The organism is Hydrogenobaculum sp. 3684 (genome assembly GCF_000213785.1).
GTDB lineage: Bacteria > Aquificota > Aquificia > Aquificales > Aquificaceae > Hydrogenobaculum.
On record NC_015557.1, the window covers coordinates 416,456 to 439,483 of the forward strand.

At 34.8% G+C, this 23,028-nt stretch carries 27 protein-coding genes, 1 tRNA gene and 1 other RNA gene; 17 read left to right on the plus strand and 12 right to left on the minus strand.

Annotated features, from left to right (window positions below):
* Entirely contained in the window at positions 1-1,131 is a 1,131-nt protein-coding gene (argJ, locus tag HYD3684_RS02400) for a bifunctional glutamate N-acetyltransferase/amino-acid acetyltransferase ArgJ (RefSeq protein ID WP_015419100.1), read from the plus strand.
* Here argJ and def read toward each other — a convergent pair.
* The 3 genes from def to HYD3684_RS02415 all read right to left on the minus strand — a co-directional run bounded on the left by def (position 1,128) and on the right by HYD3684_RS02415 (position 2,197).
* On the minus strand, positions 1,128-1,622 hold the full coding sequence (def, locus tag HYD3684_RS02405; RefSeq protein WP_015419101.1) for a peptide deformylase: 495 nt from the start codon (positions 1,620-1,622) through the stop codon (positions 1,128-1,130). The genes argJ and def overlap by 4 nt on opposite strands.
* Entirely contained in the window at positions 1,619-2,116 is a 498-nt protein-coding gene (locus HYD3684_RS02410; protein WP_015419102.1) for an ACT domain-containing protein, read from the minus strand. The genes def and HYD3684_RS02410 overlap by 4 nt, the downstream gene beginning before the upstream one ends.
* Before the next feature lie 6 nt (positions 2,117-2,122).
* Positions 2,123-2,197 (minus strand) — tRNA-Gly (locus tag HYD3684_RS02415).
* Positions 2,198-2,319: 122 nt separating this feature from the next.
* Between HYD3684_RS02415 and fumC the strand changes: the two genes are divergently transcribed.
* Genes fumC through HYD3684_RS02435 form a run of 4 tightly spaced genes read left to right on the plus strand, consistent with a single transcriptional unit; the run spans position 2,320 to position 5,996 of the window.
* Entirely contained in the window at positions 2,320-3,714 is a 1,395-nt protein-coding gene (gene fumC / locus HYD3684_RS02420; RefSeq protein WP_015419103.1) for a class II fumarate hydratase, read from the plus strand.
* Positions 3,704-5,038 carry an adenosylmethionine--8-amino-7-oxononanoate transaminase gene (gene bioA, locus HYD3684_RS02425; RefSeq protein ID WP_015419104.1) on the plus strand — a complete coding sequence of 445 codons (1,335 nt, stop codon included), beginning with the start codon at positions 3,704-3,706 and terminating at the stop codon, positions 5,036-5,038. The genes fumC and bioA overlap by 11 nt, the downstream gene beginning before the upstream one ends.
* Positions 5,035-5,433 carry an EVE domain-containing protein gene (locus HYD3684_RS02430; RefSeq protein ID WP_015419105.1) on the plus strand — a complete coding sequence of 133 codons (399 nt, stop codon included), beginning with the start codon at positions 5,035-5,037 and terminating at the stop codon, positions 5,431-5,433. Before bioA ends, HYD3684_RS02430 begins: the two co-directional genes overlap by 4 nt.
* Positions 5,430-5,996 (plus strand): DUF996 domain-containing protein, encoded by a 567-nt coding sequence (locus HYD3684_RS02435; protein ID WP_015419106.1) that lies wholly within the window; start codon positions 5,430-5,432, stop codon positions 5,994-5,996. The genes HYD3684_RS02430 and HYD3684_RS02435 overlap by 4 nt, the downstream gene beginning before the upstream one ends.
* Here HYD3684_RS02435 and HYD3684_RS02440 read toward each other — a convergent pair.
* The 7 genes from HYD3684_RS02440 to ffs all read right to left on the minus strand — a co-directional run bounded on the left by HYD3684_RS02440 (position 5,984) and on the right by ffs (position 10,992).
* On the minus strand, positions 5,984-6,334 hold the full coding sequence (locus HYD3684_RS02440) for a DUF2250 domain-containing protein (protein WP_015419107.1): 351 nt from the start codon (positions 6,332-6,334) through the stop codon (positions 5,984-5,986). The genes HYD3684_RS02435 and HYD3684_RS02440 overlap by 13 nt on opposite strands.
* Entirely contained in the window at positions 6,318-7,571 is a 1,254-nt protein-coding gene (glyA, locus tag HYD3684_RS02445) for a serine hydroxymethyltransferase (RefSeq protein ID WP_015419108.1), read from the minus strand. Before glyA ends, HYD3684_RS02440 begins: the two co-directional genes overlap by 17 nt.
* Positions 7,572-7,582: 11 nt before the next feature.
* Positions 7,583-8,905: a UDP-glucose/GDP-mannose dehydrogenase family protein gene (locus HYD3684_RS02450; RefSeq protein ID WP_015419109.1), complete on the minus strand. Its 1,323-nt coding sequence runs from the start codon at positions 8,903-8,905 to the stop codon at positions 7,583-7,585.
* Positions 8,906-8,920: 15 nt separating this feature from the next.
* Positions 8,921-9,670, minus strand: a complete 750-nt coding sequence (locus HYD3684_RS02455) for a YebC/PmpR family DNA-binding transcriptional regulator (RefSeq protein WP_015419110.1) — start codon at positions 9,668-9,670, stop codon at positions 8,921-8,923.
* An 11-nt stretch (positions 9,671-9,681) separates the two neighbouring features.
* The gene (locus tag HYD3684_RS02460) at positions 9,682-10,266 is read right to left on the minus strand and encodes a DeoR family transcriptional regulator (protein WP_015419111.1); all 585 of its coding nucleotides are present in this window, start codon (positions 10,264-10,266) and stop codon (positions 9,682-9,684) included.
* A gap of 45 nt (positions 10,267-10,311) precedes the next feature.
* Positions 10,312-10,902 carry a 7-cyano-7-deazaguanine synthase gene (locus tag HYD3684_RS02465; protein ID WP_015419112.1) on the minus strand — a complete coding sequence of 197 codons (591 nt, stop codon included), beginning with the start codon at positions 10,900-10,902 and terminating at the stop codon, positions 10,312-10,314.
* Positions 10,896-10,992: signal recognition particle sRNA small type (gene ffs, locus HYD3684_RS08260), an RNA gene on the minus strand. The genes HYD3684_RS02465 and ffs overlap by 7 nt, the downstream gene beginning before the upstream one ends.
* Positions 10,993-11,033: 41 nt before the next feature.
* On the opposite strand from ffs, the gene HYD3684_RS02470 reads away from it, so the two are divergent.
* From HYD3684_RS02470 to queA, 3 genes are read left to right on the plus strand one after another with little or no spacing between them, the layout of a single operon-like run.
* The gene (locus HYD3684_RS02470; protein WP_015419113.1) at positions 11,034-11,474 is read left to right on the plus strand and encodes a hypothetical protein; all 441 of its coding nucleotides are present in this window, start codon (positions 11,034-11,036) and stop codon (positions 11,472-11,474) included.
* Positions 11,467-12,537, plus strand: coding sequence for a bifunctional diaminohydroxyphosphoribosylaminopyrimidine deaminase/5-amino-6-(5-phosphoribosylamino)uracil reductase RibD (gene ribD / locus HYD3684_RS02475; protein ID WP_015419114.1), 1,071 nt, complete (start codon positions 11,467-11,469; stop codon positions 12,535-12,537). Before HYD3684_RS02470 ends, ribD begins: the two co-directional genes overlap by 8 nt.
* On the plus strand, positions 12,518-13,549 hold the full coding sequence (gene queA, locus HYD3684_RS02480; RefSeq protein ID WP_015419115.1) for a tRNA preQ1(34) S-adenosylmethionine ribosyltransferase-isomerase QueA: 1,032 nt from the start codon (positions 12,518-12,520) through the stop codon (positions 13,547-13,549). The genes ribD and queA overlap by 20 nt, the downstream gene beginning before the upstream one ends.
* A gap of 50 nt (positions 13,550-13,599) precedes the next feature.
* On the opposite strand, the gene HYD3684_RS02485 is transcribed toward queA, so the two are convergent.
* Entirely contained in the window at positions 13,600-14,223 is a 624-nt protein-coding gene (locus HYD3684_RS02485; RefSeq protein ID WP_015419116.1) for a hypothetical protein, read from the minus strand.
* A 77-nt stretch (positions 14,224-14,300) separates the two neighbouring features.
* Complete coding sequence (thyX, locus tag HYD3684_RS02490; protein ID WP_015419117.1) at positions 14,301-15,206, minus strand: FAD-dependent thymidylate synthase; 906 nt, start codon at positions 15,204-15,206, stop codon at positions 14,301-14,303.
* A gap of 73 nt (positions 15,207-15,279) precedes the next feature.
* Between thyX and fabG the strand changes: the two genes are divergently transcribed.
* Genes fabG through bioD form a run of 9 tightly spaced genes read left to right on the plus strand, consistent with a single transcriptional unit; the run spans position 15,280 to position 23,000 of the window.
* Positions 15,280-16,017 carry a 3-oxoacyl-[acyl-carrier-protein] reductase gene (fabG, locus tag HYD3684_RS02495; RefSeq protein WP_015419118.1) on the plus strand — a complete coding sequence of 246 codons (738 nt, stop codon included), beginning with the start codon at positions 15,280-15,282 and terminating at the stop codon, positions 16,015-16,017.
* Positions 16,018-16,045: 28 nt separating this feature from the next.
* The gene (acpP, locus tag HYD3684_RS02500; RefSeq protein ID WP_012513553.1) at positions 16,046-16,279 is read left to right on the plus strand and encodes an acyl carrier protein; all 234 of its coding nucleotides are present in this window, start codon (positions 16,046-16,048) and stop codon (positions 16,277-16,279) included.
* Positions 16,276-17,517: a beta-ketoacyl-ACP synthase II gene (fabF, locus tag HYD3684_RS02505; RefSeq protein ID WP_015419119.1), complete on the plus strand. Its 1,242-nt coding sequence runs from the start codon at positions 16,276-16,278 to the stop codon at positions 17,515-17,517. The genes acpP and fabF overlap by 4 nt, the downstream gene beginning before the upstream one ends.
* Positions 17,518-17,529: 12 nt before the next feature.
* Positions 17,530-18,228, plus strand: a complete 699-nt coding sequence (gene rnc / locus HYD3684_RS02510) for a ribonuclease III (protein ID WP_015419120.1) — start codon at positions 17,530-17,532, stop codon at positions 18,226-18,228.
* Complete coding sequence (locus HYD3684_RS02515) at positions 18,209-18,979, plus strand: N-glycosylase/DNA lyase (RefSeq protein ID WP_015419121.1); 771 nt, start codon at positions 18,209-18,211, stop codon at positions 18,977-18,979. The genes rnc and HYD3684_RS02515 overlap by 20 nt, the downstream gene beginning before the upstream one ends.
* Positions 18,980-19,032: 53 nt before the next feature.
* Complete coding sequence (locus tag HYD3684_RS02520; protein ID WP_015419122.1) at positions 19,033-19,305, plus strand: hypothetical protein; 273 nt, start codon at positions 19,033-19,035, stop codon at positions 19,303-19,305.
* Entirely contained in the window at positions 19,306-20,412 is a 1,107-nt protein-coding gene (ychF, locus tag HYD3684_RS02525) for a redox-regulated ATPase YchF (protein ID WP_015419123.1), read from the plus strand.
* 12 nt (positions 20,413-20,424) lie between these two features.
* On the plus strand, positions 20,425-22,338 hold the full coding sequence (gene thrS / locus HYD3684_RS02530; protein WP_015419124.1) for a threonine--tRNA ligase: 1,914 nt from the start codon (positions 20,425-20,427) through the stop codon (positions 22,336-22,338).
* A complete protein-coding gene (bioD, locus tag HYD3684_RS02535) occupies positions 22,335-23,000 on the plus strand; it encodes a dethiobiotin synthase (protein ID WP_015419125.1) in 666 nt (221 codons plus the stop codon). The genes thrS and bioD overlap by 4 nt, the downstream gene beginning before the upstream one ends.
* Positions 23,001-23,028: the final 28 nt, after the last annotated feature.

Genomic DNA, 23,028 nt, shown 5'->3' on the forward strand with positions numbered 1-23,028 from the left:
ATGAACAACGTTTTAATGGGTATTGCAAAAGCTGGTATAAAAGAATCTGGTAAAGAAGATTTGCTTGTGATAAAACTTCCCTTTGCTTGTGAAGCTCACTTTGTATTTACTACAAATCATTTTGCAGCAGCTCCTGTGATATATTCTAAGAACATGCTTGAGGCTTCTGGTAACAGGGTAAGCGCTATGGTTATAAACAGTGGAAATGCCAATTGCGGTACTGGTATAGAGGGTTATGAACATGCAAAGATGATGGGAGAAAAAGTAGCAGAGCTTTTTGATATACCAAAAGAAGAAGTGCTTGTATTTTCTACGGGCATCATAGGAAAGCCCCTTCCTATAATAAATGTATTAGAAGGTATAGAATATGCTGTAAATCATTTAGAGGTTTTAGACCTTGAAATGGCTGCTAAGGCAATATCCACCACCGATAGATTTCCAAAGTACGCTTTTTGCAAAAAAGACAACTATGAAGCTTTTTGCTTTGGTAAAGGAGCGGGTATGATTCATCCTAATATGGCTACTATGCTTGCTTTTTGTTTTACAAACTCAAAACTTATGCCAAGAAAACATTTTGATGATATTTTAGAGAAAACCTTTAACTCTATAGATGTAGATGGGTGTCAAAGCACCAACGATTCTTTTGGTGTTATATCTTACGGAGACTTAGATTATTCTGATGATGTATACAACTGTGTATATAAAGTTTGCAAAGAAGTCTCTGATATGATAGTAAAAGATGGAGAAGGAGCCACAAAGATAATAACTATAGAAGTTAAACACGCTAGCATTAAGACAAAAGCAAAAGTTATAGCAAATGCCATAGCCACTTCTAACCTTGTAAAAACTGCAATGTTTGGAGCTGACCCAAATTGGGGTCGTATATTGGCTGCCGCCGGTTCTACCATCTTTCCTATAGACCCGTTAAAAGTTAGTTTACATATAATGGGTGTAAAAGTATACGATAGGGCACCGATTCATTTTAATAAAGAAAAACTAAGCCAAAAAATGAGAGAATCCCAAGATATAGAGATTGTTTTAGATTTAAAAGAGGGTAAAGAACATTTTAGCTATAGATTTTCTGATCTTGGATATGAATATATTAAAATAAACGCTGAATATACTACTTAGGTTTTTCTTTTAAATAAATTATCTAAAGAGGTGAGTCTATCAAGAAACAATATACCGTTTAAATGGTCTAACTCATGTTGAAATAAAACCGCTTCTGGACCTTCTAAATCTAGTATTATTTCATTTTCTTTTTCGTCTAAGGCTTTTACTGATACGTATTTATACCTTTGGATGTTGGCGGTGTATTCGGGTATACTAAGACATCCTTCTCTAAAAATTATGCTGTCTTCAGCTTTTATTATGACAGGGTTGATAAGTGTGATAAGGCCATGGTGGTTTTTTGGTGGTTTTCTAAAGCGAGAAGCATCCATTACTATTATATTTTGCAACACACCCACTTGAGAAGAGGCTATGCCGGTACAAAAATCTTTTGAATACATAGTTTCTTTAAGGTTTTCTATATGTTTAATAATATTGTCGTCTACTTTATTAACATCTTTTGACTTTTCTTTGAGTAAAGGATTTGGATAAACAAGGATTTCGTATATCAAAGGACCTCTTTGCAAACCTCCTGCAAAGATATATCTACGTTTAGCTCTTTTGACAAATCCTTTAAAGCTTTTTCTAAAGATGATAAACTAACGTCTTTAAGCTCTACTTCCATAAGCATTATATATATATCTTTCACCTTGTGAGTCCTAAGATCGGTTATGTTTATATTTTTTGATGCTAAAAGCTTTGAAACGCTGTAAACTATGCCGGCTTTATCCGCTCCATATATGGATATAATAGCGTTGCAATTTGACTCTTCTTGGGGTTCTTTGTCTTCTACTGGTTTTATGTCTACTTCTATATCCTCTAGGTTAAAATCTTCTTTTTGTATGGGGTTTTTAGAAGTAAAAAGAAGCATAATAACAAACTGACCAGATAATCTGCTCATAGATGAGTCTTCTATGTTGGCACCCATCTTGTACAAAATCTCTGTAATAGAGGCTACAATCCCAGGTTTATCTTTTCCAAAAGCTGTCAGTATATATTTTTTCATATTAAATGGAGCGAGCGACGGGACTCGAACCCGCAACAACCACGTTGGCAACGTGGTGCTCTACCATTGAGCTACGCTCGCTTAGAATTTTCATTATATCACATTATCATCTTTTATGCAATATGATACGTATCAGTTTATATGAAAAATACTTTGTATATGGCTTTTGATATATAATATTAAAAAACCTTAAGGAGCGTAGTATGGAGTATAGGATTGAAAAAGACACCATGGGTGAAGTAAAAGTCCCAGCCGATAAGTACTGGGGAGCTCAAACTCAAAGATCTTTAATGTATTTTAACATTTCAAACGATATAATGCCTATAGAGGTAATTAGAGCTTTAGCACTTATAAAAAAAGCAGCAGCTATTGTAAACAACGAACTTGGAAAACTAGATGATTATAGAAAAGATCTTATTATAAAAGTAGCAGATGAGATATTAGAAGGCAAACTAGATGAACATTTTCCTTTAAAAGTATGGCAAACGGGTTCTGGAACCCAAAGCAATATGAATGTAAATGAGGTAATAGCAAATAGAGCGGCTGAGCTAGCGGGTAAACCCTTAGGCTCCAAAGACCCAATACATCCAAACGATCATGTTAATATGTCTCAGTCTTCCAACGATACATTCCCAACCGCTATGCATATATCTGCAGTTCAAATCCTTCAAGATAAGCTTATACCATCTATACAATATCTAAGAGATGCCTTAAAGGAAAAAGCCGAAGAATTTAAGGATATTGTAAAAATAGGAAGGACTCATCTTCAAGATGCTGTACCAATGACCCTTGGACAAGAATTTGGGGGGTATGTGCATCAGTTAGACACAGCCCTTGAGCGTATAAAGTTGGTGCTACCAGAGTTAAAAGAAATAGGTATAGGTGCTACAGCAGTAGGCACTGGTCTAAACGCTCCAAAAGGTTTTGATAAAAGAATGGTAGAAGTTTTATCAGAGCTTACCGGTATAGATTTTAAACTGTCTAGAAACAAGTTTGCATTTTTGAGCTCTCACGATCCTTTTGTGATGGCAAGCGGTGCTATGAAATCTTTAGCGGCGGCTTTGATGAAAATAGCAAACGATATAAGATGGCTTGGCTCTGGTCCAAGGGCTGGCATAGGAGAGCTTATACTCCCAGCCAACGAACCTGGTTCTTCAATAATGCCAGGAAAAGTGAACCCAACCCAGTCAGAAGCTATGACGATGGTTTGTGTGCAGGTGATGGGAAACGATACAGTTATAGGCTTTGCCGATTCTCAGGGAAACTTTGAACTAAACGTGTTTAATCCAGTTATTATATTTAACTTTTTAAACTCTGCGAAACTTCTTTCAGATGCTATGAGATCCTTTGCCGATCACATGGTAAAGGGTATAAAACCAAACCTAAAGAAAATAAACTCTTATGTGCAAGAGTCTCTTATGCTTGTGACAGCGCTTAATCCTTACATTGGTTATGATAACGCTGCAAAAATAGCCAAAACTGCCTATGAAAAAGATATATCGTTAAAACAAGCGGCGGTAGAGCTTGGTATACTTACAGAAGAGGAGTTTGATAAATACGTAAGACCGGAGAAGATGGCAAAACCCCATGAAGATTGAATCTTTAATGTTTTTAGAATCAACAGACAGAACGTATTTTTGGCATCCATTTACCCAAATGAAAGTTTATGAAGAAGAAGGAGGTATTATATTTGAAAGAGGAGAAGGGGTTTATCTATACGATATTTATGGAAACAAATATATAGATGCTATATCCTCTTTGTGGTGCAATATCCACGGGCACAATCATCCAAAATTAAACCAAGCCCTTATAAACCAACTCAACAAAGTAGCTCACACTACAACCCTTGGAAACTCCAATGTACCGGCTATTATGCTGGCAAAAAAACTAGTAGACATAACACCTTCTTGCCTTGAAAGGGTTTTTTACTCTGAAGACGGCGCTGAAGCTATGGAAATAGCTATAAAACTTAGTTATCATTATTTTAAAAACCTAGGCCAAGAAAGGCCTTATTTTATAAGTTTTGAAGGGGCTTATCACGGTGATACCATAGGAAGTGTAAGCGTTGGCAGTGTTTCTTTGTTTCATGACACTTATAAACCTTTACTTTTTAAAACCTACAAGCTCCCATCTCCATATTATTTTACAAGAACCCATAGTGTTCAAGAACTTCTTGATATGCTTGAAAAGCTTTTAAAGGATATACATGATAAAACATCAGCTATAGTTATGGAATCTGGTATGCAAGCAGCCTCTGGATTCTTGGTATATCCTAAGGGTTTTATGAAAAGCGTTTATGAAATAGCTAAGCATTACGGTGTTCTTTTTATAGCCGATGAAGTGGCCACTGGTTTTGGTAGGACCGGTAGTATGTTTTATGTAGAACAAGAAGGCATATGCCCAGATTTTATGGCACTTGGTAAGGGTATAACCGGTGGTTATATGCCTTTGGCAGCCACACTTACCACAAAAGAAATATACGAAGCTTTTTTAGGTGAGTACGAAGAACTAAAGCACTTTTTCCATGGACATACATACACTGGCAACAATTTAGCATGTGCAGTGGCTCTTAAGAATATAGAGATTTTTGAAGAAGAAAACGTATTGGAGCTTTTAAAAGAAAAAATAGACTATCTTGAAAAGCGTTTAAAAGAGTTTGAATCTTTAAAACACGTTAAAGAAACAAGACAGCTTGGATTTATGGCTGCCATTGAACTAGCCAAAGACAAGAAAGAGCCCTATGAAATAAAAGAACGAATAGGCTTTAAAGTGGCAAATTACGCTAAGAAAAAAGGAGTATTTTTAAGACCTCTTGGAAACAATATGATACTTGTGATGCCACTTTCTATAGGCTTTGAAGAGATGGACAAGGTTTTAGATGTTTTGTATGAGTCTATAAAAGCTATTACGGAGAGCCTATGAAATATTTTCTTTTAAAAACAGAACCAAGCTCTTATTCTTACGATATGCTTGAAAAAGAAGGTAAAACCGTTTGGGACGGGGTTAAAAACCCTTTGGCTCAAAAGTTTATTAAAAGCGCAAAACCAGAAGATATGGCTTATATATATCATACAGGTGATGAAAAAGCCATTGTAGGTTTGGCAAAGATAGTATCTTCAGCTTATCAAGATCCTTCTGGTTTGTTTGTTTTTGATATAGTACCAGTAAGAAGATTAAAAAGAAAGATAAGTCTTTCAGAGATAAAATCCATAGATGCTTTTAAAGATTTTTATTTGGTTAAGATGCCAAGGCTTTCTGTGATGGAAGTGCCTGAGCATCTTGTAAAAGTTATTGAAAATTTAGAGCAATCGTTATGAGTACTATGACTAAAGAGATAGATATTTCCTCTGCTAAAAGGCTTGGTATAATGGGTAGTTTGTTTCTTTGTCTTTTTTTTATACCTTTTTTGGGTGTGTTTGCTTTTTTTGCTGGGATGTCTTTGATTTTGATGGCTTTCAATAGATTTAGCAAGGTTTTTAACAATAACAAGTTATTTAGTAAATTCTTACAAGCTTTTGTGCCAAGTATAATACTTAGTTTTGCAGTACTCATCTTTGAGATTATGTTTGGTTTTGGATTTGTTTTATCAAAAGTTTATAAAACAGGTTTTAACGAAGGGACGTTTTTCTTTTTGGTTAGCCTGATGATTTTTGTAGGGGTTTATCTGGTTGGCATGTTTATATCTTACAATTATAAAAAGGCTTTTTATGAGCTTTCAAAAGCCACAAACCATAAGCTTTTTGAAACTGTTGGAAATTTGATGTTTTTTGGTTCTACGCTGGTAATCTTCTTTGTGGGTATACTTATAGTCTATATTTCTTATATATTGCTTTTGATAGCTTTTATAAAATTACCAAATAAAATCAATTATCTTTTATAAGGAAACTCTAGTTCTAACTCTATTTCTTTTATTTGTCTTTCATACTCTCTTAGTAAGAGTTTGCCAGTTCTTGATAAATCGTAGTAGGTGTGGTTTCTATGTTTTAGAGATTTTAACCTCTTATCTTTTGAATGGTAGTTTATAATGGGGGCTGTCACTTTTTGTAGCAGCCCCATAGAAAGAAGTTTTTTATGTATATCAAAAGCCTCTTGTAAACTTATATGAAATCTATGGGAGATGAGCTTTGAGTAATCTGGCCCCATTATTTTGTGGTATTTTAGAATTTTTAGCTCTAAATCAGATAGCTCGTACTCATGCCCTTCAAACACAAATTTCATCTTTTAGCTCTTTGTAAAGGGGAAATGCTTCACAAAGCTCTTTTACTTGCTCTCTTGCTTTTTGCAGTGTATCTTCTGAGTAATCTTTTAGCACCTTAGCTATTATCTTTGCTATAATCCTCATTTGATCTTCTTTCATACCTCTGGTGGTAAGAGCCGGTGTTCCTATTCTAATACCGCTTGTTTTTGTAGGTGGCAATGGATCAAAGGGTACAGCGTTTTTATTAACTGTAATACCAGCTTCTCCAAGTCTATTCTCTGCTTCTTTTCCAGTAAGGCCTATGTTTCTAAGATCCACAAGCACCATGTGGGAATCTGTCCCACCTGTTAATACATTTATTCCTTCTTTCAAAAGTTCCTCTGCCAAAACCCTTGCATTTTCCACTACTTGGGCAGCGTATTGTTTAAACTCGTTGCTCATGGCCTCCTTGAAACAAACAGCCTTTGCCGCTATAACATGCATCAAAGGTCCACCTTGAGTACCTGGAAATACGCTTTTGTCTATATCTTTTGCAAATTCTTGTTTTGATAAGATAAATCCGCTCCTTGGTCCTCTGAGTGTTTTATGAGTGGTAGAAGTTACAAAATGAGACACTTCCACTGGACTAGGATACACACCACCAGCTATCAAACCAGAGTAATGGGCCATATCTACCATCAAGTATGCCCCTACAGAATCAGCTATTTCTCTCATCTTAGCCCAATCTATCACCCTTGGGTAAGCGGAGGCTCCACCTATTATCATTTTTGGTTTATGCTCTTTAGCAAGTTTATACATTTGATCGTAATCTATAAGATAATCGCTTTCCCTAACACCATAATAAACTGCGTTATATATCTTGCCAGAAAAGTTTACTGTAGCACCGTGCGTTAAATGTCCTCCATGGGCTAAGCTCATACCTAGTATTGTATCCCCTGGTTTTAACACTGCCATATAAACTGCCATGTTAGCTTGAGAACCAGAATGAGGCTGAACGTTGGCGTGTTCTGCTTTAAAAAGCTCTTTAGCCCTTTGGATTGCAAGATCCTCTACTATATCTACATACTCACAACCACCGTAATAACGTTTATGAGGTAATCCTTCTGCGTATTTGTTTGTAAGCACAGACCCTTGAGCTTCCATAATTTCAAGAGATGTAAAATTTTCCGATGCTATCATCTCAAGGTAAGAGTTCTGTCTATTTAACTCTCCTACTATAGCATCGTATATTTCTTTGTCTTTGGCTTTTAAAAGCATAAAAAACCTCCTTAAGCACCTATTTGATAATACTCAAAACCTAAGCTTTGCATCTTTTCTTTGTTGTATTGATTTCTACCATCAAATATGATTGGATTTTTAAGCCTTTTTTTCATCTCTTCAAAATCTGGGCTTCTAAACTCTTTCCATTCTGTTATAAGAAACAAAGCATCGGCGTTGTTAAGAGCATCGTACTTACTCTTAAAATAAGATACATTTGGATTGTCTTTTAAATAAAAGTTTTTTGCTTGATCCATTGCTACCGGGTCGTAAGCTTGTATTTTTGCTCCTCTTTTGGTTAATTCGTTTATTATTACTATAGAACTTGCCTCTCTCATATCGTCAGTTTCTGGTTTAAAACTAAGACCCCATACTGCAAAGGTTTTATCTTTTAAATCTTCTCCAAAGCGTTTTACTGCTTTTTCTACTAGTACTTTTTTCTGTCTTGCGTTTACATCTTCTACAGCTTTTAGTATCTTAGGTTCGTAGCCTACGTCTTCTGCTATTTTTATAAGAGCGTTTACATCCTTAGGAAAACAGCTACCTCCATATCCACACCCTGGATATATAAAATGATATCCTATTCTGGGGTCTGAGCCTATGCCAATTCTCACTTTGTTTACATCTGCCCCTACTCGTTCGCATATGTTTGCTATTTCGTTCATAAAGCTTATTTTCGTAGCGAGCATTGCGTTGGCGGCGTATTTTGTCATTTCTGCAGATTTCACATCCATAGCTATAAACCTTTCATGATTTCTGGTAAAAGGTGCATAAAGCTCTTTCATTAGCTCTATTGCCTCTTTTGAATCTGCCCCTACTACTACTCTATCTGGTTTCATAAAATCTTCTATTGCTGCCCCTTCTTTTAAAAACTCTGGGTTTGATATAACGTCAAAGCTTATATTTACACCACGCTTGTCTAACTCTTCTTGGATAACTTCTCTAACTTTTATAGCTGTGCCAACGGGTACCGTGGATTTGTTTATAACATACTTATGCCTATTCATGTATTTTCCTATGTCTCTTGCTACGCTTAACACATGTTTTAAATCTGCGCTACCATCTTCTCCCATTGGTGTACCAACAGCTATAAAGATAATATCTGTATTTTCAACAGCATATTTTATGTCTGTGGTAAAAAATAGCCTTCCTTGAGATGTGTTTCTTTTTACAAGTTCTTCTAAACCTGGTTCATAAATGGGTATAATCCCTTGTTTTAACTTTTCTATTTTCTCTTTGTCTATATCTACACAGTAAACTTCATTGCCCATTTCAGCAAAGCAAGTACCTGTAACCAAACCTACGTATCCAGTGCCTACTATCGATAGTTTCATGCTTTTATTATATCATTAACCTAAAGCTGCTAATATATCTTTGTCTATCTCAAAGTTTGATATAACTTCTTGGACTTCATCAAGCTCATCAAGGTGCTCTAGTAAGTTTAGAAGCTTTTTAGCGGTATCTATATCTTTTATCTCTACAGTTGTTGTAGGAATAAGGCTTGTTTTAGCGCTTTCTATAGCAAATCCCTTGCTGGCTAAAATATCTTTTACAGTGTATACATCTTTAGGGTTTGTGTATACTATAAACATATCTTCAGTGGTTTCTACGTCATCAGCTCCTGCTTCTAAAGCAGCTTCCATAAGCTTTTCTTCGTCTGTGGATTCTTTTGGAATCTCTATTACACCTTTTTGCTCAAACAAGTAAGACACGCATCCAGAAGAGCCTAGGTTTCCGCCATGTTTTGAAAAAGCGTGTCTTACTTCCGATGTAGCTTTATTCCTATTGTCAGTCGCCACTACTACCATTATAGCGGTACCGCCAGGACCATATCCTTCGTAAACTATTTCTTCCAAAGCTCCTTCTTTATCGTTACCAGAGCCTCTTTTTATAGCTTTTTCTATGGTATCCATGGGCATACTTACTTTTCTTGCAGCTTCTATAGCCATTCTAAGCCTTGGATTTGCGTTTGGATCTGGCCCGCCTAACTTTGTAGCTACTGTTATTTCTCTTATAAGCTTACCAAACAGTTTTCCTTTTTGCGCATCAACTTTAGCTTTTTTATGCTTAATTTGTGCCCAATGACTGTGTCCTGCCATATTTTAAACTCCTATTTATTAAGTTTTCCGATTTTAAGAATACTGCCGTATTTCATAAGATCCCATATCACCTTTGTAGCTTCTTCAAATTCAAAAACTTCCCCTCCAAATCCTGTTTTAAACATAATAGCATCTTCTTTTCTTGCAAAAGCCAAAGCAGAAGGAGAACAACAAGACACTGCTGCGGAACCTAGCACATAGTAAGCAGAAGTACCGCTTAAAAGGTTGCAGGTTATAAAGTCTTTGGTGGTTATTGCATCTATGGGATCCAATATGCTTTTGTATAAAAGAAGCCCGCAGTGAGGACAGCAAGTGTGTATCTGTTTGCCGTTTTCTAAATGGAATGTAAACCTCAATCTATCGTCATTTTCTTTATTACAAAAAGCACATGTATCTTTTTGCTTTTCTTGAGATTCTTTGATGTTTCTAGTTGCTACTTCTAACTTTCCATACTTTCTTACGATTAGGCCTTCTTTCTCAAGCTCCTTTAAATCTCTATATATGCTCATCAAAGAAACGCCAAATCTCTCCGCCAACTTTTTGGTATTTTGCTCGCCTTCTTTTATTAGTTTTAAAATCTCTCTCTTTCTATCCACTATATTATTATAATTTGTTTTTGTCTTAAAAGCAATATGTAAGATTTATAAAATCAAACTTTCTTTTTCCTTGCACTTTGAACAAACACCGCATTCTTTACCGTCTATTGGATTCATACAGCAAAAGGCTTTATCAAACAGTTCTTTTATGAAGTATCTATCGAATACATCTTTTTTAGACATACCCAAAAAAGGCGTCTCTACCTTGTAATCTCCATACATAGAAAATAGATCGTTTATGGTTTTTATGAAATTATAAGAATTATCTTTAAAAGCCACAAGACCCATGATACCTATGGCTATAAGGTTTGCATCAACAGCGTAAGCATATTTTAAAGCACTTATCAAAAGATCTAGGTTTCTAAAAGGAATCTCTACGTCTTCATCATTTATAAATGCTCTTTTGTTGAAGTCCTCAAAAAAATCATTAGGAGCATGGCTTAGTTTTAAAGGTTTTATGAGTTTATAGCTTTTAGATATATGATCTATTATATCTTTTAGATGTTTTAGCTCTTCCTCTTCCCATTTAAATCCGCTTTTTACATATATTGGATATATTTCATAGTTTTTATTTATATAATAGTTTAAAAGCGAGACACTATCAAAACCAGAGCTTACAAGCGCTATTACTTTCATAAAAAACCTTGCACCCGAGACGGCAGGCTTACCGTTGCTTCCTTCCGGACCTGGCGGGGTTCACCCTGTCCCGTTGCAAGGTTATTAATATTATAGCATAAAATATTTTTTATGATATCATATTATTTTATATGAAGAAACTTATAATTCCTTTATATCTTTGTTTTATAGTTATATCCTACGCTCAAAGTTTTTGTATAAAAGAAAAAGAAGGAGCTTTTATAGAAGATCCTTATATAAAAGAGTATGTGATAAAGTCTGTGGAAGATGCTTTTATAGAAGCAAAAAAACCTTTAGATTGTAACTCTAAAAGCCATAAAACCGTTTTCTTAAAAGTCACCAATTTATCTGATATGCCAATAGGATATTCTATATATCAAAGGGCAAACAACTATATTTTAAACTTAAGCATAGAGCTTGATATAGGTAACAAAAAATATACTTACTTTCAAAGCTCTTATTACGCTTTGCCTACCGGTGGGGAAGGAGATTTGCCAAAAAGACAAGCTTTAGAAGATGCTATGGATAGAATAAAAGATATGATTGTAGAAGATCTTTTAAAAAATGGATAAAGATATTTATTATATGAAACTTGCCTTAGAGGAAGCTTACAAATACAAGGGACAAACCCATCCAAATCCTGCCGTAGGAGCACTTATAGTAAAAGATGGCAAGATTTTATCAATAGGAGCTCATAAAAAAGCAGGCACTGATCACGCTGAGATCGTAGCTTTAAAAAATGCCCAAGAAGATGTAAAAGGGGCTACGATGTATGTAACTTTAGAGCCTTGCTCATTTCATGGTAAAACACCCCCATGCTGTCCTGCTATAATCTCAAGTGGTATAAAAAAAGTTGTTATAGGCTCAGTGGATCCAAATCCAAAAGTCTCTGGAAAAGGCATAGAATGGCTAAAATCTTCTGGTATTGAAGTAGAAGTAGGTATATTAAAAGAAGAATGTGATAAGTTAAATGAAGATTTTTTTGTTTATATAACAAGAAAAAGACCTTTTGTAACCCTAAAATGCGCTATGTCTTTGGATGGAAAACTTGCTAAAGAAAACAAAGAAAGCAAATGGATTAGCTCAGAAAAAGCAAGGAAAATATCTCATATATATAGAAAGCATTCAAGCGCAATATTAGTAGGTATAAACACCATCTTAAACGATAATCCAGAACTTACCGTAAGGCTTGAAGGGAATGAATATCAGCCCTACAGCGTTGTCATAGACCCAAACTTAGATGTTCCCTACGATGCAAACATGTTTAAAAAAGGATACGAAAAAATTATTATTATAGTTTCCACAAAAGCAGATGAAAAAAAGAAAGAATACCTTAAATCTCTTGGTGTTAGGCTTTTAGAATTAGAAAGTTTTGATATAAAATCCATATTAAAAGCTCTATACGAGATAGATATAATGCACATTTTTGTAGAAGGTGGAGCTTATACGATATCAAGATTTTTAGAAGAAAATATGTGGGATAAGATGCTTATATTTAGAGGTTATAAATTTATAGGAAAGGGCATAAGTCTTGATTTTCATAGCGATTTTTCAAAAATATACAAAGGAAGGATTGAGATTATAGACGATACCACAGATTTGTTGGAAATTTACAATGGATATATCACTTTTTGATTACGATTTACCAGAAGAGCTCATTGCCAAATACCCAGTAAACCCAAGACATAGCGCTAAGCTGATGGTTTTAGATAGAAAAAGCTCCAATATAACTCATTCAACGTTTTGGCATATAGATGAGTTTTTGGAAGAAGGGGATTTATTGATATTCAACGACACAAAAGTCCTTCCGGCAAGACTTTTAGGAAAGAAAAAGGGGATAGAAAACTCAAATGTAGAAATACTTCTTTTAAGACACTTAGAAAATGAAAAATGGGAAGCTCTTGTGGGGGGCAAAAATATAAAACCAGGGCTCGTGATAGAAATATCTGATGATTTTGAAGCAATTATACATTCTCAAATAGAAAAATCAAAGTTTTTGGTGCTTTTAAAAGCTAAAAACCAAAATCAAATTGAGGCCATAAACAAATACGGCAAGATACCAATACCACCATATTTAGGAAGAGATGAAGAACCAATAGATAAAGAGTTTTATCAAACGGTATTTGCAAAAAAAGAGTTTTCTGTAGCAGCCCCAACGGCATCTTTGCATTTTTCAAAAGAGCTTTTAGAAAAACTAAAGAAAAAAGTAAATATAGATTTTGTCACACTTCATGTATCCTACGGAACTTTTAAACCAGTAACCGTACAAAACATAGAAGAGCACAAAGTAGATGAAGAGTATATAGAGGTCTCAGAATCTCTCATAAAAAATATTAAAAAGACAAAAGAAATGGGTAAAAGGGTAATAGCGGTTGGCACTACAGTTACAAGGGCATTAGAAACCGCTATAGATAAACCATATTTTGGTTTTACAGATCTTTATATAAAACCTGGATTTAAATTTAAAGTCCTAGATGGTCTTATTACAAACTTTCATCTTCCAAAATCATCACTTCTTATACTTGTTAGTGCTTTTTGTAATACAAAAAACCTAAATGGTAGAGAGTTCATACTAAAAGCCTACAAAGAGGCTGTAAAACACAAATATAGATTTTACTCATACGGAGATGGCATGCTTATATTTTAAAAAAACAAATTTGTGGTAAACTGCCGGGAAACCACGGCCATAAGCTTTGATTAGAAATAATTTACAGTGTTAGAACCAGATACAAGTACTGGTTGAGATGTGCAAGAGATAACAGAAGAACCAGTAACACCAGATGCAGGAACTGTTGCACAATTTAATCCGTAAGCATTAGCTTGATTAAGTATAGATTGAACATAAGCGTTGTCTATAGGAGCAGTTGTGAATGTGTAATAGCCTTGGGTTACAGAAACGTTAGAATTTGCACCGTTGTTGGCAGTAGCTGGTGTTCCAGCTCCAACTGGTCCAGTATACGCAGTGTAAGTCCATATGTTCGATGCGGTTGGTCCTATTTCCACAAAACTGCCAATATACTGCTCTAAAGCTGCACATGAAGCTACGTTGTTGGTTGGTGCTGTACCTGTTGTCCAATCGTTTGGGCTTGCACATTTAACGTAAGGATACGCATTGTAAAAGTCATGTGCATAGTTCTTGAGTCCTGTGGCAAATAGCTTAAACCTGTTGGCTATCTGAGTTTCATTGCCGTTGGCTTTTAATGTCCTATAGCCTATAAAGGCAGCTCCTAAGAAAATTACGAAGGCCGTTAAAACCAAGAGAAACTCAATAATTGAGAAACCCTTATTAAACCACCTTTCTAGCCTTTGTCCATTTTTCATAAACTTTTCCTCCTATAACTTAATATCATAATAAATATAATATATCACGATAAATATAATACGTTTTGAGACATATGTCAATTTCTTTCCACGAGTCTACCACGATCAACAAGTCTGCCACGATCAAGTAGCTCCTTCATCTTAATAGCGGTATCTCTTATCTCCCACTGAGCGCCTTTTTCTATCCTTTTACTTATAAAATCCATTAGATGGGGTATTGTGCCAGATACAACTATGTTTGTTTTTTGACCATGAGGTAAGATAAACCTTGCATCTTCTGCTGGTATTCCCATATTTACAAGGTCTATGTAAGCCTCTTCAGATTGTTTTGTAGCTTTTAGAAAGATATCCAAAGCTTGCTGGTTATTCTTAATGGTAGGTGGGATTATCATCATATCTTGCCTTGGGACATCTTTCTTTTTTGGAAACTGCAACACATACCTTTGAGAACGCTGAGAGAAATTCAAAAAAGTGTGTCTTACTAGCTGATGAGTCATTACCCTTGATATATTCTCAAGATAAAATACCGCATATCCATAATATTCTCTTGATATATAAACAAGAGTTACATTGTCGTTCGAATCAACTATATTAGGAATCATAGAGTCTTTATTTAGTGTTAATATTTCTTCGATAGCTTTATCTCTTTCTTCTTCTGTTAAATCTTCTAAATAGTGCCTTAAACTAAAACCTATTATATCTGGTGTTTCTTCGTTCCAGTAGGTTTTAAAATACTTTGCCGCCAGATAGATAGCCTTTTCTTTTTCTAACTTTTTATATGTAAAAGCATGAGAAAACACGGAGAAATGCTTGTAAGAGCAAAGTCTTAAAAGAAATTCTTTTGTTTCTTGTTTATTTGTTATTTTAGACTCTTGTAAAAGCTCTTCCAAAGTTTTCTTTGTATAGCAAACTCTAGCCCCAAGAGCACACAACCAAGCTATATTTGCAAAATCCTCTGGTGATGCTATATCTTTAATCCTCATTAAATCTATTATATAGAACTATTAATATTTCAACTAATGAAAAAATTTTATATTTTTGATATAATATTAAGATATGGAATTGGCCGGTAAAACTGCTTTGATAACAGGCTCTAACAGAGGCATTGGAAAAGCCATTGCTCAAAAGCTTGCAGAAAATGGAGCAGACATTATAATAACAGCCCCTATCAAAAGCGATGCAGAATCAGCGGCAAACGAGATAAAAGAAAGATACAACGTCAAAACTTACGCTTTTGAGCTAAATTTGTTAGATATAAATTCTATAGAAGATACCGTAAAAGAAATAGAACAAACAACAACAGTGGATATACTTGTAAACAATGCAGGCATAACTAAAGACAATCTTTTTATAAGGATGAAAAAAGAAGAATGGGAAGATGTGATAAAAGTAAACTTTACATCTATATTTTATATAACACAGCCCATTGTTAAGCAAATGATTAAAAAGCGCTGGGGTCGTGTAATAAACATATCATCAGTGGTGGGCATAATGGGTAACGCAGGTCAGACAAACTATTCCGCCACAAAAGCAGCTCTCATAGGTTTTACAAAGTCTTTAGCAAAAGAGGTTGGTTCTAGGGGTATTACGGTAAATGCAGTAGCTCCTGGTTTTATAGATACTCCCATGACTCAAGGCTTGCCAGAGGATATAAAAGAAGCTTATAAAAAGCAAATTCCTTTGGGAAGGTTTGGCTCACCAGAAGATGTTGCAAATGCTGTGTTGTTCTTAGCTTCTGAAAAAGCATCTTACATAACAGGTGAGGTAATCAACGTAAACGGTGGTATGTTGTAAAATTAAATATTTTTAAAGGAGGCATTTTATGGACAGAGAACAAAGAATCAAAGAAATAATAGCTGATCAGCTTGGAGTAGAAGTTGATAAACTTACTCCAGACGCAAAATTTGTAGAAGACTTAGGCGCTGATTCCCTTGACGTTGTAGAGCTTATTATGAGCTTTGAAGAAGAGTTTAACATAGAAATACCAGACGAAGACGCTGAAAAGATAAAGACTGTTGGTGATGTTATAAACTATCTAAATGAAAAGTTAAAATGAGAAGAGTGGTTATAACAGGTATAGGTGTTGTATCACCTATAGGAAACAACGTAAATGATTTTTGGCAAAACCTTGTGGCTGGTAAAAGCGGCATAGATACCATCTCTTCTTTTGATCCAGACAAATATGGTTTGACAGTTAAAATAGCTGCCGAAGTAAAAAACTTCAACCCAGAAGATTATTTCGATAAAAAAGATGCCCAAAAATTTTCTGATTTTATAAAATTTGCCTACGCAGCCGCAATGGAAGCCATGAAAGATGCCGATCTTGAAAATGCCAACATAAATAAAGATAGAGTTGGTGTAATAGTAGGTACAGGTATAGGTGGATTAAAAGATATAGAAGAACAACACGATATTTTAAACGAAAAGGGTGCAAGAAGGGTTTCTCCCTTCTTCATACCTTACGGTATAGCAAATATGGCATCTGGAGTCATAGCCATAAAATATGGATTTAGAGGGCCAAACTACTGCGTAGTATCTGCTTGTGCCACTGGTAATCATTCTATAGGAGATGCTTTCAGGATTATACAAAGAGGCGATGCAGATATTATGATAGCTGGCGGTACAGAAAGTGCCATAACCCCACTCGGTATAGCTGGTTTTGCTTCGTTAAAAGCCCTGTCCACTAGAAACGATGAACCTCAAAAAGCTTCAAGGCCTTTTGATAAAGATAGAGACGGCTTTGTAATGGGAGAAGGAGCTGGGATATTGATATTAGAGGAGTACGAACACGCTAAAAAAAGAGGCGCTAAGATATATGCTGAGATAAAAGGGTACGCTGCCACAGACGATGCTTTCCACGTGACAGCACCTTGTTCAGATGGAGAAGGTGCCGCTATGTGTATGAGATTGGCTTTAGAAGATGCCTCTTTAAACCCAGAAGATATAGATTATATAAATGCACACGGCACTTCTACACCTCTAAACGATAAAATAGAAACCTTGGCGATAAAGAAAGTTTTCAAAGATCATGCTTATAAGCTAAAGATAAGCTCCAACAAATCCATGATTGGGCATCTATTGGGAGCTGCATCGGCTGTAGAAGCAGTAGCATCTGTTAAAACCATTGAAACCGGCACGATACCACCCACTATAAACCTCGAAAATCCGGATCCTGAATGTGATTTGGATTATGTACCAAACAAAGCTATACAGTACGATGTAAGAAACGTTTTATCCAACTCCTTTGGTTTTGGAGGCACAAACGCCTGCATAATACTTAGCAAAGTTGATTAAAAACACAATTAAATGGATAGTTTTGAGCTTTTAGAAGAAAAAATAGGTTATAGATTTAGGGATAAAAATTTAGTAAAAAAAGCTTTTACACATATATCTTTTTCCAAAAGCTCAGAAAACTACGAAGTATTAGAATTTTTAGGGGACGCTCTCGTTAACTTTATGACAGTAAATATATTGGTGGAGGCTTTTCCAAATAAAAAGGAAGGTGAGCTATCTCAATTGAAATCTTTTTTAATAAGCGAAGAGTTTTTAGCTAGTCTCGCCAAATCTCTAAACTTTGAAAAGTATATACTTATAAGTAAGGGTGAAGAGCTAAAGGGTTCTAACAAAAACCCTTCTATTCTCTGCGATGTGTTTGAAGCTTTTTGGGCTGCCATATACATAGACAGTGGATACGATTGTAAGCTCACAAAAAGTTTGTTTGAGCATCATTTTAAAAGCCAAATACTTGAGATAGTAAACTCAAATAGCTTAAAGCAGGACTACAAAACAGCTTTACAGGAGATAACTCAAAAAAAGTGGAAAGAAAGACCTATATACAACGTCATAAGCGTAGAAGGTCCAGAGCATAGGAAAACCTTTACAGTTGAATGTCTATTTAAAGATCTAAGAACTACAGGAAAAGGCAACAGTAAAAAGAACGCGGAACAAGAGGCAGCAAAAAATATGCTTCATATGATTCAAGATAATGAAAAGAAAAAAACTTGAAGAAATTTTAAAAAAAATACCACCAAAAGCTTGGGATAAAATAATATCAAAAGAACCAGAGTATCTTTACTTTAAAGATCTTATGCCTTTTTATCATTTTGGGGCTTTTGCAATCATAATGGTTATGAGCGGTTTAAACGCTTATCAGCTAAAGGGAAAAGCTCAAGAAAAGTATTTTCCAATATTAAAAAATATCTTGTTGCTAAATGAAAACAAGAAAGATTATGAAGCTCTTAGAAATACTTTTTTAAGCTTTTATGAAAAAGAAAGATCTTACAAAGGAAAGCTTAAAAGAGTGAACAACTTTTTTGATTCAAACCTTGCAAAAACAATGTGGAAACAAGAAAATACCCATTATTTTAAAAGATATTTCAAAGATATATGGGAAGAGTTGGCTTTTACGATGGAGTCTAAAAAAGAGAGAAAAACCATAGCTTTTGCAATGAAGTGCTTAGGTGTAGGGCTTATTATGAAAGGTTGCAAAGATTTTGACTTTGACGGTATACCTATACCTGTGGATTCAAGGATAAAGCATTTTGCAACAAGAATAGGCTTAGAAAACGTTGATGATAATAAAATAATAACTTTTTTTGAAGAGATCTTGAAAAATGTACCCAACATAAACATGATACATTTGGATTCTTTGATATGGCAAATAGCTAAACTTGATCACCAAGAACTAGACAAATATTTTGAAGAACTTGGATGTAAAATGCTATCAAAAGAGCTTAAAAGTATTTTTAATGTTTAAACACATAGCTAAATTATATGAAAAGCTTTATAATATAAATAAGGAGGTGTAATATGGAAGAGAAAGTAGATGTAAAAAAAGCTATTGAGAGCTTAGAAGAGGAAATAGCAAGGATTAAAAAAGAGCTTGGTTTGGACAAAGAAAGCAAAAGCATAGTGGAGATACCACTAGAAAAAGGTAAAGAAATAACCACCAAGCTTATGAATATGGCTCAAAGTATCATAAAGGTTGCTTCAGCAGCTGCAAACGGTGCTATAGAAGGAGCCAAAAAAGCTTTAGAAGAAGGGGAGAATAAGGAGCAAAACGAAGGAGAAAAAAAAGAGTAAATGCCCCTTAGTTGCGGTATAGTTGGTTTACCAAACGTAGGAAAGTCTACGTTATTTAATGCTCTTATAAAGGTGGCCAAAGCTCAGGCTGCCAATTATCCATTTTGTACAATAGAGCCAAACATAGGCACAGTAGAAGTCCCAGACGAAAGACTTTACGAAATAGCAAGACTAGAAAACTCTGCCAAAACAGTACCGACATTTATAGAGTTTGTGGATATAGCTGGTTTGGTAAGGGGTGCAAGCAAAGGTGAAGGCCTTGGAAATCAATTCTTATCACACATAAGAAACGTAGATGCCATAGTACAAGTGGTAAGATGTTTTGAAGACGACAATATTACACACGTTGAAGGCTCTGTAAATCCCATAAGGGATATAGAAATTATAGATTTGGAGCTTATAGCAAAAGATTTAGAATCTGTACAAAAAGCTATTCAAAAAATAGAAAAAATTGCAAAAGGTGGGAACGCTGAAGCAAAACAAGAGTTAGAATACTTAAAAAATTTTGAAGATATTTTAAACTCAATGATACCCTTAAGAAGAGCTGATCTTACAGAAGAAGAGAAAGAATATGCAAAAAATAAGCTATTTCTTCTTAGTATTAAACCTACAATGTTTGTAGCAAATTTATCTGAAGAAGAAATTCAAGAACCTACTTCCAACCAACATTACAAAAATCTATTGGAATATGCAGAAAAAGAAAACGCTCCAGTAATTCCAGTGTGTGCAAAGCTAGAGTCAGAAATGATTGATATGTCAAAAGAAGAAGTTCAAGAAATGTTAAACCTTTATGGTTTAAAGGAAACTGGCTTATCTTCTATTATTAAAAGCGGATATAAACTTTTGGGACTTATAACGTTTTTTACCGCCGGCCCAAAAGAGTCTAGGGCTTGGGCTATTGCAAAAGATACCAAAGCTCAAAAGGCTGCTGGCAAAATACATTCTGATATAGAAAGAGGCTTTATAGCTGCAGAAGTAATAAACTACGATGACTATATAAAAGTTAAGTCCATGACAAAGGCAAAAGAGCAAGGGCTTATAAGGTTGGAGGGAAAAGACTACATTGTAAAAGATGGTGATATAATATACTTTAGATTCAACGTATAAAGAGGTTCTAGTATGAAAATAGTATTTAACAATCAAGAATACGATTTACAAGAAGGTATAGTTGGTATTGAGCTTTTAAAAGCTTTAAACTTAGATTCAAAAGATATTATAGGAATATCTATAGACGGTATTATCTACGATCTTCAAACACCAATATACCACGGTGGAACGTTAAAACCTATAACGAAACAAGACAAAGAAAGCTTAGACATACTAAGGCATTCTTTAGCACATATTATGGCACAAGCCCTAAAAGAAATATACGGAGATGAAAAAGTACATCTTGGGATAGGACCAACCACCGAGGATGGTTTTTTCTACGATGTAGAAGTAGAAGGGCATCACATAGGCGAAGAAGATTTAAAGATCATAGAAGATAAAATGAGAGAGATAATAAAAAGAAGCTTAGATATTAAAAGAAAAGAACTTTCAAGGGAAGAGGCTCTGAAGTTTTTTGAAAACAAAAAAGAAGTTTATAAGTTAGACATAATAAATTCTTTGCCAAACGATGCACGAATAAGTGTATACGAACAAGGAGAATTTGTAGATTTATGTAGAGGGCCGCATATTCCAAACACAGCATTGGCTGGGGCTTTTAAACTCAGTTCTATAGCTGGTGCTTATTGGAGAGGGGATGCATCAAAACCAATGCTACAAAGAATATACGGCATAGCCTTTTGGACGGAAAAAGAACTTGAAGAAAGGCTAAAACTTTACGAAGAAGCCAAAAAAAGAGACCATAGAAGATTAGGGAAGGAGCTTGAGCTTTTTACAATAGATGAACAAGTGGGTCCAGGGCTTATAATTTGGCTTCCAAAAGGTGCCATACTACGACAGGTGGTAGAGGACTATCTTAAAGAAAAGCATAGAGCTTTAAATTATCAGTTTGTATATACACCTCACGTAGGAAAATCAACACTTTGGGAAACAAGTGGACATCTTAGCTATTACAAAGAAAACATGTTTCCAGAAATGAAGATTGAAGAAGAATCTTATTATGTAAAACCTATGAATTGTCCTTTTCATATGGCTATATACAAATCAAAGATAAGAAGTCACAAGGAGCTTCCTATTAAAATAGCTGAGCTTGGTACTGTCTATAGATACGAAATGTCAGGAGTTTTACATGGACTGATGAGAGTAAGAGGTTTTACCCAAGATGATGCACATATTTTTTGCAAAGAAGAAGATGTAAAAAGTGTGATAAAAGAAACGCTTGAACTAGCTTTTGATGTGTTGAAAGATTTTGGCTTTTCAGACTATCAAATATTTATATCCACAAAACCAAAAGATGCCATAGGCACGGAAGAAAACTGGAGAATATCGGAAGAGGCTTTAAAAGAAGCTTTAGAAGCCCTTGATAAAAATTACGAAATAGACGAAGGCGGTGGTGCTTTTTACGGTCCTAAGATAGATATAAAAATAAAAGATGCTATAGGTAGATTCTGGCAGTGCTCTACCATACAGTTTGATTTTAATCTTCCGGAGCGTTTTGATCTTACCTACGTAGGAGAAGACAACAAAAAACATAGACCATACATAATACATAGAGCCTTGCTTGGTTCTATAGAAAGATTTACAGGTGTTTTGATAGAACATTATGCAGGCCACTTACCAATTTGGCTTTCTCCTATACAAGCTGCTATAATACCTATAGCCGATAGACATTTAGATTATGCCAAAGAAGTTTTTGAGCTTTTAAAAGCCCGAAACATTAGAGCCTATATAGACGATAGACCAGAAAGAATGAATGCAAAGATAAGGGACAACGAACTTCAAAAGATACCGATACTTTTAGTGGTTGGGGATAAAGAGGTGCAAGAAAAGTCACTTTCTGTTAGAAGTAAAAATGAAGAATTCCAAGGTGTTATGAATGTTTATGATTTTATAGAAAAGCTAAAAACTGCTATTCAAAATAAAAGATGATATTGTTTATAAGCGCCACAGATACAGGCGTTGGTAAGACTTATATTAGCTCTATTTTGGTGGAATATTTAAAAAATAAAGGTGTAAACGTTGATTATATAAAGCCTATAGAAACTGGTGTTGATGAAAAACCAGAAGATGCTTACAAAATAAGTAGTATTTTAGGTAAACCATGGCAAGAAAGCGTAATATATACCTTCAAAAAACCAATGTCGCCCTATGCTTGCTCTTTAGATGAAAAAGTAGATATAAATGTTGATAAAATCGTTGAAACAATAAAAGAAAGAGAACAAAAAGCTAGTGTGCTTATAGTGGAAGGAGCAGGTGGTATTGCTGTGCCTATAAAGGTAAAACCTTTGATAGATTATGCATATCTAATCAAATCTTTAAATGCGTTACCTCTTATTGTAGCAAGAGCTTATCTTGGGACGCTTAACCATAGCTTTTTAACTTATTTTTATCTTAAAAGCCACGATATAAAACCTCTTGGCTTTATTTTAAATGGTTTTGATTATGAAGAACCCTCGCAATATTCAAATGCTGATATACTTCAAGATATGATAGAAGAGCATATTAACATATGGAAACTAGATAAAAACCCAGACAAAAATCAGAGAATTAACCTTGCAGAAAATATCTGGAAAAGTATTGCTAATTTTTAATTTTATTTTAAATTTATATTTATCACTT

Excerpts from the sequence above, each read along its gene's own strand:
- argJ (WP_015419100.1), top strand. The coding sequence starts at position 1 with ATGAACAACGTTTTAATGGGTATTGCAAAAGCTGGTATAAAAGAATCT.
- HYD3684_RS02455 (WP_015419110.1), bottom strand. The coding sequence starts at position 9,670 with ATGGCAGGACACAGTCATTGGGCACAAATTAAGCATAAAAAAGCTAAA.
- fumC (WP_015419103.1), top strand. The coding sequence starts at position 2,320 with ATGGAGTATAGGATTGAAAAAGACACCATGGGTGAAGTAAAAGTCCCA.
- thyX (WP_015419117.1), bottom strand. The coding sequence starts at position 15,206 with ATGAGGATTAAAGATATAGCATCACCAGAGGATTTTGCAAATATAGCT.
- glyA (WP_015419108.1), bottom strand. The coding sequence starts at position 7,571 with ATGCTTTTAAAAGCCAAAGACAAAGAAATATACGATGCTATAGTAGGA.
- bioD (WP_015419125.1), top strand. The coding sequence starts at position 22,335 with ATGATATTGTTTATAAGCGCCACAGATACAGGCGTTGGTAAGACTTAT.
- HYD3684_RS02440 (WP_015419107.1), bottom strand. The coding sequence starts at position 6,334 with ATGAAATTTGTGTTTGAAGGGCATGAGTACGAGCTATCTGATTTAGAG.
- HYD3684_RS02485 (WP_015419116.1), bottom strand. The coding sequence starts at position 14,223 with ATGAAAAATGGACAAAGGCTAGAAAGGTGGTTTAATAAGGGTTTCTCA.
- queA (WP_015419115.1), top strand. The coding sequence starts at position 12,518 with ATGGATATATCACTTTTTGATTACGATTTACCAGAAGAGCTCATTGCC.
- fabG (WP_015419118.1), top strand. The coding sequence starts at position 15,280 with ATGGAATTGGCCGGTAAAACTGCTTTGATAACAGGCTCTAACAGAGGC.
- fabF (WP_015419119.1), top strand. The coding sequence starts at position 16,276 with ATGAGAAGAGTGGTTATAACAGGTATAGGTGTTGTATCACCTATAGGA.
- HYD3684_RS02465 (WP_015419112.1), bottom strand. The coding sequence starts at position 10,902 with ATGAAAGTAATAGCGCTTGTAAGCTCTGGTTTTGATAGTGTCTCGCTT.
- HYD3684_RS02450 (WP_015419109.1), bottom strand. The coding sequence starts at position 8,905 with ATGAAACTATCGATAGTAGGCACTGGATACGTAGGTTTGGTTACAGGT.
- bioA (WP_015419104.1), top strand. The coding sequence starts at position 3,704 with ATGAAGATTGAATCTTTAATGTTTTTAGAATCAACAGACAGAACGTAT.
- ychF (WP_015419123.1), top strand. The coding sequence starts at position 19,306 with ATGCCCCTTAGTTGCGGTATAGTTGGTTTACCAAACGTAGGAAAGTCT.
- rnc (WP_015419120.1), top strand. The coding sequence starts at position 17,530 with ATGGATAGTTTTGAGCTTTTAGAAGAAAAAATAGGTTATAGATTTAGG.
- HYD3684_RS02470 (WP_015419113.1), top strand. The coding sequence starts at position 11,034 with ATGAAGAAACTTATAATTCCTTTATATCTTTGTTTTATAGTTATATCC.
- HYD3684_RS02435 (WP_015419106.1), top strand. The coding sequence starts at position 5,430 with ATGAGTACTATGACTAAAGAGATAGATATTTCCTCTGCTAAAAGGCTT.
- ribD (WP_015419114.1), top strand. The coding sequence starts at position 11,467 with ATGGATAAAGATATTTATTATATGAAACTTGCCTTAGAGGAAGCTTAC.
- HYD3684_RS02515 (WP_015419121.1), top strand. The coding sequence starts at position 18,209 with ATGAAAAGAAAAAAACTTGAAGAAATTTTAAAAAAAATACCACCAAAA.
- HYD3684_RS02520 (WP_015419122.1), top strand. The coding sequence starts at position 19,033 with ATGGAAGAGAAAGTAGATGTAAAAAAAGCTATTGAGAGCTTAGAAGAG.
- acpP (WP_012513553.1), top strand. The coding sequence starts at position 16,046 with ATGGACAGAGAACAAAGAATCAAAGAAATAATAGCTGATCAGCTTGGA.
- HYD3684_RS02430 (WP_015419105.1), top strand. The coding sequence starts at position 5,035 with ATGAAATATTTTCTTTTAAAAACAGAACCAAGCTCTTATTCTTACGAT.
- HYD3684_RS02410 (WP_015419102.1), bottom strand. The coding sequence starts at position 2,116 with ATGAAAAAATATATACTGACAGCTTTTGGAAAAGATAAACCTGGGATT.
- thrS (WP_015419124.1), top strand. The coding sequence starts at position 20,425 with ATGAAAATAGTATTTAACAATCAAGAATACGATTTACAAGAAGGTATA.